This window comes from Mobiluncus curtisii ATCC 43063 (assembly GCF_000196535.1).
Classification (GTDB): domain Bacteria; phylum Actinomycetota; class Actinomycetes; order Actinomycetales; family Actinomycetaceae; genus Mobiluncus; species Mobiluncus curtisii.
This window is the reverse complement of sequence record NC_014246.1, coordinates 2,037,129-2,056,007: the sequence shown is the minus strand read 5'-3', so window position 1 is coordinate 2,056,007 and position 18,879 is coordinate 2,037,129. Positions and strand designations below refer to the sequence as shown.

Genomic DNA, 18,879 nt, shown 5'->3' with positions numbered 1-18,879 from the left:
GGTCACCGTGGTGACCCGCCCGTAACGGTTTAGACCGTCGTCGCTTTATTTAGCCAACCAGGAAGTTCGCGCCTTCGCGAATCTTGCCGGGCTCCAGACCGCCCGCAGGCGCCACGCTGATACGAGCGCGGAACATGTAGACCGACCAGATAGTGTAGCCCAACACGATTGGAACCAGGATGATGGCCGCTACGGTCATCACAATCTGGGTACTGGGAGAAGCCGCAGACTGAGCAATAGTCAGCGAGTATGCCGGATCAATCGAGGACTTCATCACGTTGGGGAAGAGCATGGCGAACACCCAGGCAACGCTCATTGCAATCGCAACGGAGTTGAAAGTGAAAGCCTTAGCCGAAGCGCCCTTGAACGCGAAGAGCAGGCTGACGATGAGGCAGACTGCAGCGACAACCAGGAACACCAGGGCGAAGAGGAAACCAGCGCCCTTGAACGCGAAAGTGCCCCACACCGCAAAGACCGCGGTTAGGACGGTCGAAACCAGACCCAACTTCGGGGCAAGCGCGACTGCGCGTTCCTGTACCGCTCCGTCGGTCTTCAGAGCCAAGAAGTTGGCACCTTGGACCAAGGACAGGGAGGCAATCACCAAACCACCGAGAATTGCGAAGCCAGAACCGCCAATCAGCAAGCTCACCAGCTGGCTGAAGGGGAATTCGCCCAAACCAATGAAGGAGTGAATCTGAGACATACCGGCGTTAGCGATGTCGACGTTCTCAGGACCAACCTCGGTGAACGGAGTCTTGGGATCTGCCACGATAATCTTCATGCCAGCGACCAGGTTGCCAAAGGCTACGCCCAGCAGAACCGGAACCAGCCAAGCTGCGATGGTCTGGATAGTATCCCAAGTGCCACGCCACTGCAGCGTGTCCACCTTGTTACGCCATTCAATAGCCGCAATACGACCAATCAAGCACAGCAGAACCAAGAACAAAGCGATGTACATACCGGAGAACATCACGGCGTACCATTCGGGGGATGAAGCGAAAGTCGCACCACCAGCGGTGAGCAGCCACACTTCGTTGCCGTCCCAGTGCGGACCGATGGCGCGAACCATCTGACCACGCTCGTCATCGGTCTTACCGATGATGCGCAGCAACATGCCCGTGCCCAAGCCGTAGCCTTCGAGGACGAGATAACCAGCCCACAGAACCGCTACGAGGATAAACCAAAGGATTTGCAGAAAAGTCATTGTCTGAATTCCTCCTTAGTAAGCGAACGACAAGTCTTGAGAGGCAGCGTTCGGACCACCATCGGAGGCCGGGGTGTTGATGCCCTCTTTGGAGTAACGAACCATGAGCTTGAACCAGATGATACCGAGCACCAGGTAAACCAAAGTGAACAGAATCAGCGAAATCAAGAACTCAAGCGGGTTGACTACACCAGACAAACCATCGCCAGTCAGCATGAATACGCCGGCAGCGTCGGTCTTAACCGCGAGGTCTGAACCAAAAGCGTCCTGGTTCGGGTACACGATGAAGGGCTGACGACCAAACTCGGTCATAATCCAGCCGAAGGATGCCGACAGGAACGGCATCGGCAGCGTAATCAGGGCGAGATTCTTCAGACCCTTAGAGGTCGAAACCTTGCCACCGCGAGTCTGGTACAGACCAACCAGTGCCAAGACTGCGCAGAACAGCCCCAAGCCCATCATCAAGCGGAAGGACCAGAATACCAAGAGCAGGGAAGGCGAGTAAGGCGCCCAGCTGTAAACACCGGTTTCACCCTTAATCCCGGAGGTGTTAGCGGTGTCGATATTCGGAGCCTTATCACCGAACTTGTCCGCGGCGTTCTCCAACATGGTCTGGGTACGCTCGGAAGAGTCAGCCATACCAGCGATAGAACGGGAGAACGAGTTGTGTGCCACGAAACCGAGCAGACCCGGAATCTTACCGACACCGACCTCGGTCAACGGCCAAGTACCGTCGTCGTTCTTTTGGATGTCCTGCGGGCAATCCGAGAAGGCTAGCAGCGCCAGTGCGCCGGATTCACCGGCACACAGACCCTCAGCGGCAGCCATCTTGGCAGGCTGGTAGTAAACCAGGTGCTGACCTTGCAGGTGACCCGAAGCGATGGTCAAAACACCGGAGACCAACATGATGGTCATGCCCCAGCGGGCAATCGGACGCCAGACTTCGCGAGCTTCGGTATCGCCGATACCGCCAGCGTTGGCGGCGCGAACCATCCACCACAAAGAAATGCCAGCCACGATGGTGGAGGCCAGCAAAATAGAAGAAGTTACTACGTGGAACACCGCGAGCCACATGGTGGAGTTGGTAACAACCTGGAAGAACGCGGTAGCGCCATTCAAGGTTGCACGACCGGTAGCCGGGTCAAAGACTGCCCCTACCGGGCGCTGCATCCAGGAGTTAGCGCCGATAATCCACAACATAGAAGTGTTGACGCCGACCATTACCAGCCAAGACACGACAACGTGAGCTTTCTTGGAGATCTTGCCCCAACCGAAAATCCACACTCCGAGGAACGTGGACTCCATAAAGAACGAGAGCAGAGCCTCAAAAGCCAGAGGAGCGCCGAAGATATCACCGACGAAGCGGGAGTACTCGGACCAGCCCATGCCGAATTGGAATTCCTGCACGATACCGGTTGCAACGCCCAGGGCAAAGTTAACAATAAACAGCCTTCCAAAGAACCGTGTCGCCTTTAGCCAGTATTCCTTGCCGGTGCGGTACCACAGTGTTTCCATCAGTGCTACCAGCAAGGACATGCCAATGGTGAACGGAACCAGGATGAAGTGGTAGACGGTTGTGATACCGAACTGCCACCGCGCCAAGTCGAGGCTTTCAAGCCCCATTGAGACGACGGTCACCTTTTCCGCCTTTCAGTAGAATTTATAGAAATTGCATGAGGACCAGATTTACTTCGTGGTCACGCAGCGTAATCGCCAAGTGAACCTGAGCCATCTCTTAAATCTACCCTAAAATTTTACCAACTTGTACATTTCGGACCTGCGCAGAAGTTTTTTTCTGGGCAAAATTCTCACGGTGCGATAGGATGTCGGACAGAGATAGGAATGTCTTGAGCAGCCCAAGTCGGCGACTCGGAACTTTTTGTGGACGCAGTCTCACGGTTTCATTAGTCCGGTTTATCCCGTCTCTCTCTAGACTTTCCACCGTTTGGTGATGACTGATAACTAAATAGACCGGCAGGTTGCTGGCTGGTCTCTGCAGGAGCTTTATAGTGAATAAGACAACAGAATCTGATGCTAATACGGTTGCTAAAAAAACTTCCCGTAATTCTGGTGCGGCACGCGCGCGTACTCGGGTCTCCGCAGCCAAAGATACGAAAGACGAGACTTTCCAAAAAGTTAATTCCTCAGCCAGCAAGGCAGTAAAGGATTCCAATCCGACTTTCTCTGCTTCGCAAGCGTTGTCTGCCGCCAGTGCGCCCAGTGCCGGGGTAGCTCTGCCTGCTGCCAGTTTGCTTTTCCAGGCCCCGGACCTGTCCAGCTTTGCGCCGGCAGCACCAGCCGAAGAAAAACCCGCTCGTAATTCCCGCTCTAAACAAGGCAGTGGCAGTGGCGCCACAGCTGAGTCGGAAAGCCACGGTCGAAAGAAGTCTGCGGCTACAAAGAATGAATCGGCATCGAGCTCTCGGACTAACTCCAGAACTTCCAGTCGCAAAAAACCTTCGGCGAACGATACCCCAGAGGGAGCTAACTCTCCCGCCGACCGGAAAGACACGACTTCAGAGGACGAGAACAGTACGACGCGTCGGCGCCGTCGCCGGACTCGTTCCGATAGTGGGGAGAACGAGGAAGTCAAGGCTCTCGACGGCTCCACCCGGTTGGAAGCAAAACGGATTCGCCGGAAGGCGGGACGAAAGGAGAGTCGTAAACGGACTCCCATCACGGAAGCGGAATTCCTGGCTCGCCGAGAAAACGTGAAGCGCGAGATGGTCGTGCGCGAACGAGACAATCTGAACCAGATTGCGGTTTTAGAGGACGGCTTACTGGTCGAACATTATGTTTCGCGCCATACCCAAGAGACTGCCGTGGGTAACGTTTACTTGGGCAAGGTACAAAACGTGCTGTCCTCGATGGAGGCGGCTTTCGTAGACATTGGTAAGGGTCGCAACGCGGTCCTCTATGCCGGGGAAGTAAACTGGGACGCCGCCGGTTTGAATGCTAAGACTGGGCGTATTGAGGAAGCCCTCAATCCTGGTGACCTGGTTTTGGTACAGGTCACCAAGGATCCGATTGGTCATAAGGGTGCCCGTTTGACGTCACAAATTACCCTGGCTGGTCGTCACCTAGTGTTGGTGCCCAGCGGTGCGATGACCGGTATTTCACGCAAATTGCCTGAGGAGGAACGTAAACGTCTGAAGGCTCTGCTGAAAACTATGATTCCGGCTGGGTACGGAGTGATTGTGCGGACTGCTGCGGAGGGCGCCACGGAAGAACAGCTGCGTGCCGATGTGGAGCGTCTCACTCGGATTTGGGAAGAAATCGAGACGAAACAGCGCAAGACCCGCAACGGACCGGTCCTGCTGCACGGAGAACCCGAACTGGCAGTGCGGGTCGTGCGTGACATATTTAATGAGGACTTCCGCTCCCTGACCATTCAGGGTGACAACGCATGGAAGACCATTTCCAAGTATGTGCGCGATTTGTCCCCAGAATTAAAGGACCGCCTGAAGCATTGGGAAGGCGAGGACGACATTTTTGCTGCCCATCGTATTGATGAACAGCTCGCAAAAGGCTTTGAACGCAAAGTATGGCTGCCCAGTGGCGGCTATCTCATTATCGATAGAACCGAAGCAATGACGGTCATTGATGTGAACACCGGGCGCTATATCGGGGCGGGAGGCACCCTGGAAGAAACCGTCACCAAGAACAACTTGGAGGCCGCCGAAGAAATCGTGCGTCAGCTGCGGCTGCGAGATATCGGTGGCATCGTGGTCATCGACTTTGTGGACATGGTTATCGAATCGAACCGGGATTTGGTACTGCGCCGCCTGGTGGAATGCTTGGGTCGTGATCGGACTCGTCACCAGGTCACCGAAGTGACCTCCCTGGGTCTGATTCAGATGACCCGCAAACGGGTCGGGCAGGGGCTGGTGGAAGCCTTTTCGACCCAGTGTGAATGCTGTGATGGGCGTGGCTTCATCGTCCACGATGTGCCGGTTGAGAACAATGGGCAAGCCCCGGAAGACGTGGTGTCACATTCCTCTGCCCGACGCGGTTCGGCGTCTGGGACCAGCTCGAAACGTGGTCGGTCCCGAGCGAAATCCGTGAAGGAAACAAATCCGGAAGTGCGTCAGACTATGGCGGCTATCGCTACCGCAGCTCATGCCTCTGAGGAACATGAGTCATCCGCAACCGCCTCGGAATCGCACTCGTCGCGAACTACGGAACCGAAACTTTTGACATCATCGACGGAAAGACCTTCCCTGGAAAAGGCTGCGGAAGAACCCTCCTTAGAAAGGGCCACCGAGAAACCCGCTTTGGATGGTGCACAAGCGCGCCTAGAACTGACTGAAGCCGAGACTCCCACGGAGAATACTGCGCCGCGTCGTCGTCACCGGAGGGCTGCTTCTACCGGGGTCATCAATACGGATTCCACGGACGCCGATATTGTGGTCTCACAAGGGTAGTTTCCCGGTTTTTTCGCAGTTGGTCCGGTTCCACAGAGGGGTACCGGCAGTTTTGAGAGTGAGGCGTCTTGGGTAACCTTTTGGGTGGGCAAAACCTGCATGTGGAATACCCGGACAAGCTGCTGCTGGACGATGTCACGGTGGGAGTTTCCGCTGGGGATCGTATCGGAATCGTTGGTCGCAACGGAGATGGCAAATCAACGCTGCTGCGGGTGCTGTTTGGAGCCCAACAGCCACATTCCGGGCTCGTTACCCGGCGCAACGGGCTGCGGGTGGCTCTGTTGGGACAAGAGGATGTTTTAAGCGGCTCCGACACTGTGGAAACTGTGCTGTTGGCAGGCTCCAAACACCACGAAGTCCTCAGTGACCCGCGCATTCGCGAAGTGCTGGACGGGCTGCTGCCCGCTATCGCATGGGAATCGCCGGTGGAAGCCCTGAGCGGAGGACAGCGGCGACGTCTCGCCCTGGCCAAACTCCTGATTGGCGATTGGGACGTCATCGGGCTGGACGAGCCCACGAACCACCTGGATATGGAAGGCGTAGCGTGGCTGGCGCACCACCTCAATCGCCGCTGGTCCACGCGGGAGGGTGCCCTGCTGCTGGTGACGCACGACCGGTGGTTTCTCGATGCGGTGTCGCGCGATACTTGGGAAGTTCACGACGGTAGGGTGGAGCCCTTTGAAGGAGGCTACGCGGCATATATTTTGGCTCGCGTGGAACGTGATCGCCAGGCCGCCCTCGCTGCCGAAAAGCGTCAAAACCTGTTACGCAAAGAACTGGCGTGGCTGCGGCGCGGAGCTCCGGCGCGAACTTCCAAACCGAAGTTTCGCATCGATGCCGCCAACGCTCTCATCGAAGATGTCCCGCCGGTGCGCGACACGGTGCAGCTGGTGAAACTGGCCACCGGCAGGCTCGGCAAAATCGTCGTGGACCTGGTGGACGTGGATTTTTCCTACGACGGGTCGGACGATTCACGCCCGGTTTTACGCGATGTGACGTGGCGGGTGGCGCCGGGAGAGCGCGCCGGAATCTTGGGAGCTAATGGGGCGGGAAAGTCAACCCTGCTGGGTTTGCTGGCAGGGGAGCTCACCCCGACTCGGGGACGGCGCCGCGAAGGTAAAACCGTCCAGATTGGCATCTTGGACCAAGAGTTTCGGGCACTGCGTGAAATCGCGGAGTACCGTGTCTATCAGGTACTGGGCAAGCTCAAAGGTTCTTTCGAAGTTGAGGGCAAGGAACTCAGCCCCGCCCAGATGCTGGAACGTTTGGGATTCAATTCCTCTCAGCTACAAGCCAAAGTGGGGGCGTTGAGCGGAGGACAGAAACGACGTCTGCAAATCCTGCTGTTACTGCTGGAAGAACCGAATGTGATGATTCTGGACGAGCCCACCAACGATATTGATACGGATACTCTGACCGCTTTGGAAGACTTGTTGGATGCCTGGTCAGGAACGTTGCTGGTGGTCTCCCATGACCGCTATCTCATCGAACGCATTACCGATAATCAATACGCCGTTATTGACCACGGGTTGCGCCACCTTCCCGGAGGCGTGGACGAATATTTGGAGCTGGCAGCTCAGGCGCGGCAAGCCAGCCGACCCAAGTCTGACGAGCCGTTGACGTCACAGACTCCCCTTGTGAACGGAAAAACCAGTTCCAAAGCCGATTACGAAACCCAAAAACGTCTGCAATCCGTGGAACGCAAGATTGCCAAGGCCACCGCGCAGGTCGCCCAGATTGAATCTCAGCTGGCAGCCACAGACCCCGCAGACTATGAAAAACTGGCAGATTTAGCCAAAGAATTGCACGCTGCCCGTGATCAACTCGAACGACTTGAGGAACAATGGATGGAAGCGGCGGAAGAGCTTTAGATTTGGGCGCTTGCAAATCCTGAACTTCCCCCGGCAACTCGATAAGCTGGAAACATGAGTGAAGATTCCACCCCGACGGTTCCCTCCGGTATTCCCCAGTTGGATGCCCAGTCCGTGCGCGACGTTAGCGAACGCGCCCAGATGATGATTATTACCGGGATGAGTGGGGCTGGGCGCAGCCAAACCGCTCAGGTCTTGGAGGATTTGAACTGGTATGTGGTGGATAATCTGCCTCCCCGGATGCTCGGTCCTTTGGCGCGTATGATGACCCCCGGCGGCGAGGGTGTGCACCGTCTAGCAGTGGTCGTGGATGTCCGTTCGCGCAGTTTCTTTTCCGAATTTATGTCGACCTTGGATGCCTTACGCGAAGCTCAAGTCGATCTGCAAGTGTTGTTTCTCGACTGTTCGGACGCGGTGCTGGTGCGGCGCTACGAACAGGTGCGCCGCCCGCATCCGCTGCAGGGGGAAGGGCGGATTATGGACGGGATTGCCTCGGAACGGGATTTGCTCGGACCGATTCGCGACCGTGCCAATATTTATGTGGATACGACCCACATGAATGTTCACGACCTGGCCAGGAGGATTCGTGAAATCGTGTCCGGAGAATCCGTCAATGGTTTGAACGTGACGGTGATGAGTTTCGGGTTTAAATACGGTTTACCCATGGACGCCGATCACGTGGTCGATGTGAGATTTTTCCCTAATCCTTACTGGGTGACGGAGCTGCGGCATCTGACCGGTCGGGACGAAGCAGTGGCGAAATATGTCCTGAGTCAGCCTGGAGCCAGTGAATTTGCCCAAAACTATGTTGATACTCTGGCACCGGTGCTGAATGGCTACCTGCACGAGTTGAAGCCGTTTGTGACGATTGCCGTGGGGTGTACCGGAGGTCAGCATCGTTCGGTGGCGATGGCAGAACGCCTGTCTAACCTGTTGCGATCTAAAGGTTTCCAGGTGCGTACCGCGCATCGTGATATTGGTAAGGAATAATTCGGGGGATTGTAAGCATGGAGACACAAGGACATTATTTTGAACCTCCCCAAGATTCCGTGTGGCCGGGGCGCGCGAGCGGTCCGAAAGTGGTGGCTTTTGGTGGGGGACACGGACTGTATGCTACGCTTTCAGCTCTGCGTCACCTCACTACTGACCTCACGGCGGTCGTCACCGTAGCTGATGATGGAGGTTCCAGCGGGCGTTTACGGCAGGAGTTCGACCTGCTGCCACCGGGGGATTTGCGCATGGCTTTGGCAGCGCTGTGCGATGAGTCTGATTGGGGTCTAACCTGGCGTGATATCCTGCAGTTTCGGTTTAAATCGAACGGAGAAATGAACGGCCACAACCTGGGCAATCTGTTGTTGGCTGGCTTGTGGCAGATTCTGGATGATCCGGTGGCGGGACTGGAATGGATGACCCGGCTGTTGGATGCACAAGGTCGAGTGTTGCCGATGTCTACCGTCCCCATGGCTATCGAAGCTGATTTGGAAGTCAACGGAGAAATCCAAACGATACGCGGGCAATCTAAGATCGCGAAAGCGCCGGGAGTGGTGCGCAGAATCCGTTTGGATCCTCCCGACGCTCCGGTTACGCCGCAGGTCCTGCAGGCGCTCACAAGTGCGGATTGGGTGGTTTTGGGACCGGGTTCCTGGTACACCTCGGTGATGCCACATTTGCTGATTGCAGACTTACGGAAGGCGTTGGTGCGCTCTCCGGCACGGAAAGCGCTGGTGCTGAACCTCAGCCGCCAACGCGGAGAGACACAAGACTTGACCCTTCCCGACCATTTGCGGGTATTGCATCAGATTGTGCCGGAGTTGCGACTGTCTGTGGTCATTGGGGATCCCGTTTCGGTGACCGATATTGATGACTTGCAAGATGCCGCTAACGACCTGGGAAGTCAGGTCATGTTGCGCCAGATTTCAATCGGAGACGGCACCCCACGTCACGATTCCTTGCGGCTAGCGGCTGCGTTCAAGGATGCAATGAGCGGAAACTGGGGAGATTTATCCAGTATCGAGGTCCTCGACAATCATTAGCTAGAATGGTGATTGGACTCACTAATCGGCTCATAAACGTGCCGATTCTCACAACCAGGAGGAAGTTACACTATGTCCCTTACGGCAGCCGCGAAAGACGAGCTCGCGGGGGTTCGCGTCGAATCGCGAGCTGATTTTCGCGCTGAGATATCTGCGCTGCTGCGATTCGCGGGGGGAATTCACCTGGTGGCGGGATCCATCGTGGTGGAAGCGGAACTGGATCATGCCAATAGTGCGAAGCGGCTGCAGTTCGCTTTGCAGAACCTGTATCACGCGGCATCTTCCGTGGTGGTGGTCAGTGGAACCGGAATCCGTAAATCGGATCGTTACGTGGTGCGGGTGGTCTCCGGGGCGGAAAAGCTGGCGAAAGAAACTGGTCTGTTGGATAAGCAGGGGCGTCCGGTGCGAGGTCTGGCACCGGAAATTATCGCCGGGTCCCTGTCCGGATGTGTCGCCGCGTGGCGCGGAGCTTTCTTGGCGCGTGGTTCGCTGACGGAACCAACCCGATCATCGGCACTGGAAGTTACGGCGCCCGGTCCTGAAGCGGCACTTGCTCTGGTAGGGATGGCACGGCGGATGGGAGCGAACGCAAAATCACGAGAAGTGCGTCAACTTTGTCGAGTAGCCGTGCGAGAAAACGATTCGATTCGGGCGTTGCTGACGCAGATGGGTGCGTTAAAGGCTTTAAACGAGTGGGCAGATAAACGTGAAAGGCGCGAAAAGCGCGGGGAAGTCAACCGGTTGGCTAATTTTGATGATGCCAATATGCGCCGATCCACCCGGGCTGCCGTGCTGGCAGGGGCACGTGTGCGCCGGGCTTTTGAAATCCTGGGCGATGACATTCCGCCGCATCTCATTTCCGCGGGGCGGCTGCGGCTGGAATACAAACAGGCTTCGCTGGAAGAACTCGGTCAGCTCAGTGAGCCGCAGCTGACGAAAGACGCGGTGGCAGGTCGAATTCGTCGTCTGTTGGCAATGGCTGATAAACGAGCCGAAGAATTGGGGATTCCTGACACCGAGTCAGGGTTAAATTCAGAAGTGTTGGATTCATGACCTTTACCGGCTATGCCGTGTTGTATCCGGGTCAAGTGCCGCGTGACCCTGTTAACGGCGACGTGAGGTATCCATGAAACCGCAGGATTTCCCCAAAGCCTCCGAGATTCCCATGCAACCGGGGGTGTACCGGTGGCGCGATGAACGTAATCGGGTCATCTATGTGGGGAAAGCCAAGAACTTGCGTAATCGGCTGACCTCATACTTTGTAGATCCGGCACGCCTGCATCCGCGCACGGCGAAGATGGTCGCAACTGCCGCTTCGGTGTCCTGGGTGGTGGTCGGTTCCGAGGTTGAAGCCTTGACCTTGGAATACACCTGGATTAAAGAACACGATCCCAAGTTCAACGTGATGTTTAAGGATGACAAGTCCTACCCGTACTTCGCGGTGACGATGAACCAGGAATATCCGCGCATGGGAGTGTTGCGTACTGCCCATCAACGCGGGGTGCGCTACTTCGGTCCCTACACGGCAGTGTGGGCAATTCGTCAAACCCTCGACCTGCTGCAAACGGTGTTTCCGGTGCGGACCTGCTCTGACGGGGTATTTGCACGGGCTCAAGCCGCTAATCGGGCGTGCTTATTGGGCTATATCGGACGGTGCGCCGCGCCATGTATCGGTCGTGTTAGTGCCGCGCAGCATCGGGAACTGGCAGAAAAAGTCTGCGACTTCATGAGTGGACGCGATGCCGGGTTCCTTCGCGAAATCGAGACTGCCATGTGGGACGATGCCCAGGCTTATCGTTTTGAGGAGGCTGCGCGGAAACGGGACCAACTGGAGGCGCTGCGTAAGGTTTTGGAAAAAAACGCCGCGGTGCTTAGCGATGATACAGATGCGGATTTGTTCGCCCTCGAAGCCGATGAACTTCAGGTTTCTGTCCAAGTGTTTTATGTGCGCGCAGGGCGAATTCGCGGACAGCGCGGTTGGGTGAGTGCGCGGGAAGAGGATCTGGACGAGCCCTCCTTGATGGCACGCGCTTTGGAACAAATTTATGGAGAAGCGGCGGCAGACTTTGCTCACGAGGGGGGAGTCGCGCGACCGCGGCGAGTTGGACCCAGTTCTGCCAACGATACGGCGCATTTTGACACCTCCGTCATCCCTAAAGAAATTTTGGTTTCGGTTTCTCCGGCAGACGTGGGTATGCTGCAGCGTTGGTTGGGTGCCTTGCGGGGCTCCCAAGTGAGCATCCGGGTGCCACAGCGAGGGGCGAAACGTGAAGCTCTCTCGCGGGTACAGCTCAACGCGGTGGAAGGGCTCCGACTGTACAAGACTCGGCGGGCTCGGGATTTGACGCAGCGAAACCTGGCATTGAACGAGCTGGGACGGCTGCTCGAGATTGATCCACCGCTGCGCATTGAATGCTACGACATTTCCCATACCCAAGGAACCTTTCAAATGGGCTCCATGGTGGTCTTCGAGGACGGTGCCCCCCGCAAAGACGCCTACCGGAAGTTTTCGATTCGAGGTGAGGACGGCACGGGGACCCCGGATGATACCACCGCCATGAACGAAGTGTTGCGCCGGCGCTTTGAACGTCTCATTCAGGAAGAAAACGGACAGAGCTCGGCGCAATCCGAGCCTAATGCAACAACTACCGCGCGCGGCACGGACCTGGTAGAAACAAAACATCCTTCCCCCCAGACGACGCCTTCTGTTGCCCTACCCCCCTTGGGAACAGAAAGAGAACCACGACGGTTTTCCTATCGTCCCGATTTGGTCGTGGTAGACGGAGCGCTGCCCCAGGTTCATGCTGCTCGGGCAGCGATGGATGAGGTCGGGGTATGGGACATTCCAGTCATTGGGCTGGCGAAACGCTTGGAGGAAGTCTGGCGGGTGGACGACGATTTTCCGGTCATTTTCCCGCGTACCTCCGAGGCTCTGTACCTGTTGCAATATCTACGCGATGAATCCCATCGCTTTGCCATCAGCGCGCATCGTCAGAAACGCGCCCGTGCCATGACGCGTTCGATTTTGGATGCGGCACCGGGCGTGGGTCCCGCTAAACAGAAGGCGTTACTCAGGCACTTTGGTTCGGTGAAACGGTTACGTGAAGCCAGTGCCGCAGAGATTGCCGAGGTTCCCGGTTTTGGCTTGAAATCCGCGGAAAATCTCGTGGCTTTCCTAAATAATTCTGGGAATTCTGGTAAAAATTAACTTATGTCTGATCACCCAACTGAGCTGCGTCTACGCGGAATTAGGTTTAACCTCTTGGCGAAAAACCTGGTCAGCGGGGTTGCGGTGCTGCTGGCTCCGGGACTGATATTTGTAGTCTCCCTAGTGGTTTTGTTCCGCCTGCTGTTGCGGGTCGGCAACCATTCCCAAGGTGCGCTCAGCGTCAACCTACCGCTTGTGATTAGCGCCCTCGTTATTGTGGGAGCGCTCGGGGCAGCGGGGGCTTGGGTACTTATCAGATTCATCTCGCGTTCCATTACCGACACTGCTAGCTCGGTACAGCGCAGTGCTCAAGCGATAGCGGCGGGAGACTTCACGGTAGAGGCCAGGGGCGTGACCAATGATGAACTGTCCGACTTGGCACAGGTGATGAATGAAACTCGTATAGCTCTCAGCCGGCTGATGAATGAAACGCGGAGCGTATATCACCAAGTTTCTGCGGAACAAACTGGATTGAACGTAGCGGTCAATGCCTTGGGGGATACCGGCGGACAGGTCAGTCAGGAAGTCGCCACGGTTACACCACAAGCCCAGAAGCTCACCAAGTCAGCGGAGGAACTGGCTGCTGCCGCTGCCGAGATTTCTGCATCCCGTAGTGACATTGCTCGCCACACTGAGCAAGCCTTAGCGATTGGGCACAGTGAAGTGCAGGACTTGGTTGAAATTTCTCAGGTCATTCAAGAGTTTCAATCCCACAGCCGGGATATTTCTGTTTCTGTGGATAAAATCGCGCAAATTGCGGAAAGAACCAGCTTGCTAGCTTTGAACGCCACCATCGAATCAGCGAAAGCCGGAGAAATCGGCGCGGGTTTTGCCGTTGTGGCAGGTCAGATTAAAGAACTCGCGGTGCAAACCAGCACGGCAGCGGCGGCGGTGACGGAGGCTTCTACAGAAATTCAAGATCGCTGCGACCGGGCTGTCGGTGTGACTGCCGATGTCACCGAAAAATTGAACCAGATTAATGACTCTCAGGAAGTCTCTGCGCAAGCCGTAGCGGATCAGGCTGCGGTAGTAGCGTCGATGGAGGCAGCTTGCACAGGAGCTCTCGCTCAGGCTCGCGCCTTAAGTGAGGAAATCGATATTATCAATGAGGCTGCTGCCGAATCTAAGACCAGTCTGCAAAATATAGATTCCGAATCTGACAGGGTGGAAGAAATTATTTCCTCCACCCGCACCATGATTCATAACCTCCGGATGATTGCGGAAATGGAGGAGCCTCGTCCGTCAGCATCGGAGGAGTCAGAGGAATCGGAGGAACGGCCATGAGGCAAAAGCTGATTTCCATTGCGGGGCAGTTCCGGTTCACCGCCTTTTTGAGTTTTGGATTCTCCGCGCTAGCGGTGGTGTTGCTGCTGGTGGGATTGCAACGAATCCTCTCTCTGGGAGGTCAGCCTCAAGCCCAGCAGCGTGAGATTTTCACCCAAATCATTATTCAGGTCATCTTGATAGGGATTTTGGCAATTCTGGGAACGATAATCGGCTTTACCATGCGGGCTCGAATCCGTCGCTCGGTGAAATCTGTGTCCCTGACCCTGGCAGATTCCGCGGCGGGCAATTTCACGAAACGCGCCCAGATTTATGCCCAAGACGAAATCGGGGAGATGTCGAAGGCTGTCAACGAAGCGATGGTTTCTCTGTCCTCGCTGGTGGTTAATCTGCGCGGTGGTGTGGACGGACTGCGGAATTTTGCCGCGCTTGCCGGCGACCAAGCGGAAATCGTCAAAACGGGCAACGATCGAGTCTTTGAAAGCAGCAACCGGCTGTCTACCACGGGGACGGAATTGGGACAAACAGCGCAAACTTTGACGGATAACGGTACCGCGGTAGCGGGGGACATCGCGCATCTCTCCGAAATTGCCACCAGCAACGAAGTCTTGCGTTCGGAAGGCATCACTGCCGCGCGCAATCTCAATACCGCGGTCACTGAGCTGAAACACTCGGTGGAAAAAATCATGACTTTGATGACAGATATTTCTGTAATCTCTGAACAAACCAACATGCTGGCACTGAACGCCACCATTGAAGCCGCTCGCAGCACGGATGCCGGGCGGGGCTTTGCTGTAGTTGCCAACCAAGCCAAAGATTTGGCTTCGCAAACAGCTCAAACCACCGGTGAGGTCCTCAGCCAGGTCGCCCAGCTGCAGACTCAGGCAATCGCCGGGGAACAGCGCATTGAGTTTCTGTTGACCCAGCTGGAGGCTCTGAGCACGTCCCAACAGGCTGTCAATCTGGACGTAACCCGTCAAGAAACTGCTTTGTCCACAGCTAATACCGGCATCGAACAGGTGCGTGAGTCCTCTGCGGACCTGTTTACCCACTCGCAGTCCTTAGCGTCACTCTCCCATACTGCCCATACGCAATCTGAGCAGTTCCAGGAACACATGAGTGTGGTGCAGGACGCCGTGTCCACCTTGGACCAGCGAATGGCTCGGTTTACGGTCTAGCTTGCCAGGATTGTCTCGTGAGCTGGCACTGTACCTTTCCTGCTGATTTGCGTCTGGTTGCTTTTGACCTGGACGACACACTGGCGCACTCAAAAATGCCCCTGGACGAAGAGATGGCAGTTGCCCTGGCTCAGCTGCTGAACAGCTATGAGGTCGCCATTATCTCTGGTGGTCAACTCTCTCAGTTCCAATCCCAAGTTCTGTCCCGACTCGCCAATCAACTGGCATCGCAATGCACGCTGCATCTGCTGCCCACCTGCGGCACCCAGTACTACCGGATAGAACCGGGCACGAGACCGGAGCGGCTGGTGCGCGTCTACCGTCGAGATTTGGCGGCGGACCTGCGGCGACAGGCTGTTGAAACCATCGAAAAGACGGCTCGTGAACTCGGCTTCTGGGCTGCCTCGCCGTGGGGAAATATCATTGAGGACCGTGGCACTCAGGTGACATTTTCCGCTTTGGGACAGCAAGCCCCGCTCGCGGCAAAACGAGCCTGGGACCCAGATGGTTCTAAAAAATCCGCTTTGGTGAAAGCTTTGAGAGAACGGCTCTCCCAGCTGGAGGTACGCAGCGGTGGGGCGACCTCGGTGGATGTCACAGCTCGTGGAGTGGACAAAGCCTACGGCATCCGTTCCCTGCTGGAATCGACCGGATATACGCCGCGCAACCTTGTGTTCTTGGGTGACCGTCTCGATGAACGGGGCAATGACTATCCGGTGTTGTCAACCGGGGTGCCGTGTCAAGCGGTGAGCGGTCCCGAGGACACTTTGGACTGGCTGCAGCGGTTGTTGGCGTCGAAATCATAAGTTTGGGTTGGCGAGCAGCCGTTTACGGGCGGTTTGTGGCGGTCGCCCAGCAGGCGATAGCGATAGCACCTGCCACGTTGAGAGAATCGACTCCGTGAGCCATCGCGATGCGCACCACTTTATCGGCGCGAGCAATCGTCTGCGGTTTCAATCCGTCCCGTTCAGCTCCCGCAATCAAAGCTACTTTTCGACTCGGAGCAGCGCCCAGTTCCATCGCGTAATCTCGCAAATCCTGGGAGTCCTCCCTCAATGCCAGAGCAGCCAGTTCAAACCCCGCCTCGTGGAATAGTGCCGGATCAGGCCAGCGCTCCAGCCGGGTCCAAGGCACTTGAAAAATCGTGCCCATGGAAACCCGTACTGCCCGGCGATACAGGGGGTCAGCGCACGAGGGAGTGACCATTATTGCGTCATAGCCGCAGGCCGCGGCGCTGCGCACCGCTGCTCCCACATTTGTGTGATCCACCAAATCTTCCAGAATCAAGACCCGCGAGGCATGTTTCAGGATTTCACGCGGATTTGGGGCAGGTTTGCGGAGCATTGCCGCAATAGCCCCGCGATGCAAATGGAAACCAACCAAGCGTTCCAACAGGTCTTCTGAAGCCACGAATACAGGAATGGGACCACCATCGGGGGCAAATCCGGTGGCGGGGCTGGCAGCGAGAAACGGGCGGATAATCTCTAACCAATGCGGAGCCAATAGCAGGGAACGCGGAGTAAACCCGGCGCGCAGGGCGCGACCGATGACTTCGTTTGATTCCGCCATGAACAGTCCCTGTTCGGCTTCCAGACTGCGGCGCAGATTCACGTCTTTTAACTGGGTATAGTCATGGAGATATTCCGGGTAAGCAGTGAGGGAATCCAAGTCAATCAGCACGCTTAATTGTGCCTGTTATTCTCTATAAATCCCAACTTTAGACCGAAAATACGCGGATTTGCTAGGTTTTCCACAAGGGCGGAAAAATCTGGGTTTTCCACAGGTAACGAAATATTTTCTCGACATTAGTACTGGTTACGAGAACACTGAAAACCGAGAAGTCACACTACCGCCGGGTCTGGGGGAAACAGAAGGGAACATCTATGGCGACTTTGGAAATTATGCAGGAACTGCGCAATTGGAGGGCAAAGGAAGTACCGCATCACGACGTTAGCTGCGATTGTGAGCGCTGTAACTTAGCAAAGACCATGTCTTTGGAAAGTTTGCGGGGACTCATCGGCAATCCGCTGCTGGACCCCGGCATCTATGGTCCTCGGGGTTGGACAGTGATGGAAGGAGTCACCACCCTCACGCTGCCTTACTCGGATTGGATGTGGTTCGACATGGCACGGGAATATCCCGATGTGGAGGTGGAGGAAATGGTTGACTATCTGCCTTACTCGGACGGGGACGCGTGGTTAGCGACTCAGCTGTTGAAAGTGATACCGCCCAATGCATTGGACGAGCGGCAAAACTACGCTCCGCGGGTGGAGGATCTGTTGCAGTTCGTGGCGAAGCATCCCGGTGAGGCGTTCTTTTCAGGCTACATGATTGGACCCCAGCGCTTTGATGAACGGTTGAGTATAGATACTATTTTCGTCTCTCCGCAGCTGCTGGAGCTTGCAACGGACAACGAAGATGCACACGCCGCCTATGCCGGTTTGAAACGATTTGAATTGGGAGAGGACGCTTGTCCCGATGAAATCAACGCCTTTCATAACCAACATCTGAATCAGCAGCTGTGGCGTTTTTGGTGGGATTAGGCGGGAATCAGACTCGATACGTGTGGGGTGCAGGCTGTTTCTCCCCGGTCAGTAGCTAGCTGTGGGTCAGTTCCCGATTCAGGTGTGCTGGCCAGGCGGGACCCTCATAGATGAATGCCGAGAATCCTTCAATGAGGTTCGCACCGGCAGCCAGCATGGCGCGGGCGTCCTCAGGAGTGGTGATACCGCCGACCCCGATAATGGTTTTTTCAGGACTCAGGTGTTCTCGCAATAATTTCACGACCTCCAGGGCGCGGTTTCGCAATGGCTCTCCAGACATTCCACCGGCTCCCAAATCGTGCTTAATAGTCGTGTTGGTCGCTACCACCCCAGTCAAGCCTTCATCCATGGTCAGCTGTGCCACCGCGGCAATGTCCTCATCGACCAAATCCGGAGCAATTTTTACAAACACGGGCAGCTCGGATAGCCCTTGGGACTCCAGTTCGCGCTGCACCGCTTTGACAATGGGAAGCAAGGAGGAAACTGCCTGTAGGTCACGCAATCCGGGGGTATTGGGGGAGGACACGTTGATGACCAGGAAATCCACCAAGGCAGCCAATACCCGCGTGACTTTACGGTAATCTGCGGGAGCTTTTTCGGGGGGAGTGACCTTATTCTTTCCGATATTAGCTCCGATGATGATTCGCTCGCCGTATTCGGCTCGCCAGCGGCGAAGCCGGCGGGCTGCTGCACGGGCACCTTCATTGTTGAAACCCATCGCATTGCGCAGGGCACGCTGTTGCGGGATACGCCACAAGCGAGGACGGTCATTACCGGGTTGCGGCAGGGGAGTGATGGTTCCGATTTCCATGAACCCGAAGCCCAGCGCGTCCCACATGGCGATTGCACGGGCTTCTTTGTCCATGCCTGCTGCCAATCCCAGGGGACCGTAAGTCCGGAACTTGGTCCCCGCAGGGGCAGAATCGAAGTTAGGACGAGGCAGGGGCCAAGTAAAAGTTGGTTCGCCGCGGTGGACTATCCGGGCAGCCACCTGGCGGGTCAACCCGAAACGCCCCCAAAATTCCAGCCAGTCAATAGCGCGCCGGTGGACCCACTCGGCATCGAGTTTCACGAAAAGGTGACGAAACACAAACTTGTACATAATGGCAAGTCTAATCGGGACGGTCGAGAAAC

General features: G+C 56.2%; 14 protein-coding genes. 10 read left to right on the top strand and 4 right to left on the bottom strand.

The window, feature by feature from the left end; translation table 11 throughout:
- Positions 1-49: 49 nt before the first annotated feature.
- Together cydB and HMPREF0573_RS08910 are read right to left on the bottom strand one after the other, a co-directional pair.
- Entirely contained in the window at positions 50-1,204 is a 1,155-nt protein-coding gene (gene cydB, locus HMPREF0573_RS08915; protein ID WP_004006675.1) for a cytochrome d ubiquinol oxidase subunit II, read from the bottom strand.
- A 15-nt stretch (positions 1,205-1,219) separates the two neighbouring features.
- A complete protein-coding gene (locus HMPREF0573_RS08910) occupies positions 1,220-2,827 on the bottom strand; it encodes a cytochrome ubiquinol oxidase subunit I (protein ID WP_004006676.1) in 1,608 nt (535 codons plus the stop codon).
- Between the two features lie 992 nt (positions 2,828-3,819).
- On the opposite strand from HMPREF0573_RS08910, the gene HMPREF0573_RS08905 reads away from it, so the two are divergent.
- From HMPREF0573_RS08905 to HMPREF0573_RS08865, 9 genes are all read left to right on the top strand, one after another.
- A complete protein-coding gene (locus HMPREF0573_RS08905) occupies positions 3,820-5,628 on the top strand; it encodes an Rne/Rng family ribonuclease (RefSeq protein ID WP_004006678.1) in 1,809 nt (602 codons plus the stop codon).
- A gap of 68 nt (positions 5,629-5,696) precedes the next feature.
- The gene (locus HMPREF0573_RS08900; RefSeq protein ID WP_013189618.1) at positions 5,697-7,499 is read left to right on the top strand and encodes an ABC-F family ATP-binding cassette domain-containing protein; all 1,803 of its coding nucleotides are present in this window, start codon (positions 5,697-5,699) and stop codon (positions 7,497-7,499) included.
- Positions 7,500-7,553: 54 nt separating this feature from the next.
- Positions 7,554-8,489, top strand: a complete 936-nt coding sequence (gene rapZ / locus HMPREF0573_RS08895) for an RNase adapter RapZ (RefSeq protein WP_004006680.1) — start codon at positions 7,554-7,556, stop codon at positions 8,487-8,489.
- 17 nt (positions 8,490-8,506) lie between these two features.
- Positions 8,507-9,532 (top strand): gluconeogenesis factor YvcK family protein, encoded by a 1,026-nt coding sequence (locus HMPREF0573_RS08890; RefSeq protein ID WP_004010586.1) that lies wholly within the window; start codon positions 8,507-8,509, stop codon positions 9,530-9,532.
- Positions 9,533-9,604: 72 nt separating this feature from the next.
- Positions 9,605-10,585, top strand: coding sequence for a DNA-binding protein WhiA (gene whiA, locus HMPREF0573_RS08885; RefSeq protein WP_004010587.1), 981 nt, complete (start codon positions 9,605-9,607; stop codon positions 10,583-10,585).
- 73 nt (positions 10,586-10,658) lie between these two features.
- Positions 10,659-12,740, top strand: a complete 2,082-nt coding sequence (gene uvrC, locus HMPREF0573_RS08880) for an excinuclease ABC subunit UvrC (protein ID WP_013189617.1) — start codon at positions 10,659-10,661, stop codon at positions 12,738-12,740.
- A gap of 3 nt (positions 12,741-12,743) precedes the next feature.
- A complete protein-coding gene (locus HMPREF0573_RS08875; RefSeq protein WP_013189616.1) occupies positions 12,744-14,024 on the top strand; it encodes a methyl-accepting chemotaxis protein in 1,281 nt (426 codons plus the stop codon).
- Positions 14,021-15,202, top strand: a complete 1,182-nt coding sequence (locus HMPREF0573_RS08870; protein WP_013189615.1) for a methyl-accepting chemotaxis protein — start codon at positions 14,021-14,023, stop codon at positions 15,200-15,202. Before HMPREF0573_RS08875 ends, HMPREF0573_RS08870 begins: the two co-directional genes overlap by 4 nt.
- Positions 15,203-15,219: 17 nt before the next feature.
- On the top strand, positions 15,220-16,008 hold the full coding sequence (locus tag HMPREF0573_RS08865) for an HAD-IIB family hydrolase (protein WP_041798085.1): 789 nt from the start codon (positions 15,220-15,222) through the stop codon (positions 16,006-16,008).
- A 22-nt stretch (positions 16,009-16,030) separates the two neighbouring features.
- On the opposite strand, the gene HMPREF0573_RS08860 is transcribed toward HMPREF0573_RS08865, so the two are convergent.
- A complete protein-coding gene (locus HMPREF0573_RS08860) occupies positions 16,031-16,882 on the bottom strand; it encodes a TrmH family RNA methyltransferase (protein ID WP_004006687.1) in 852 nt (283 codons plus the stop codon).
- A gap of 203 nt (positions 16,883-17,085) precedes the next feature.
- Between HMPREF0573_RS08860 and HMPREF0573_RS08855 the strand changes: the two genes are divergently transcribed.
- Positions 17,086-17,745 carry a hypothetical protein gene (locus tag HMPREF0573_RS08855; RefSeq protein ID WP_013189613.1) on the top strand — a complete coding sequence of 220 codons (660 nt, stop codon included), beginning with the start codon at positions 17,086-17,088 and terminating at the stop codon, positions 17,743-17,745.
- Positions 17,746-17,800: 55 nt separating this feature from the next.
- Here the strand turns inward: HMPREF0573_RS08855 and HMPREF0573_RS08850 are convergent, their stop codons facing one another.
- Positions 17,801-18,847 carry a quinone-dependent dihydroorotate dehydrogenase gene (locus HMPREF0573_RS08850; RefSeq protein ID WP_013189612.1) on the bottom strand — a complete coding sequence of 349 codons (1,047 nt, stop codon included), beginning with the start codon at positions 18,845-18,847 and terminating at the stop codon, positions 17,801-17,803.
- Positions 18,848-18,879: the final 32 nt, after the last annotated feature.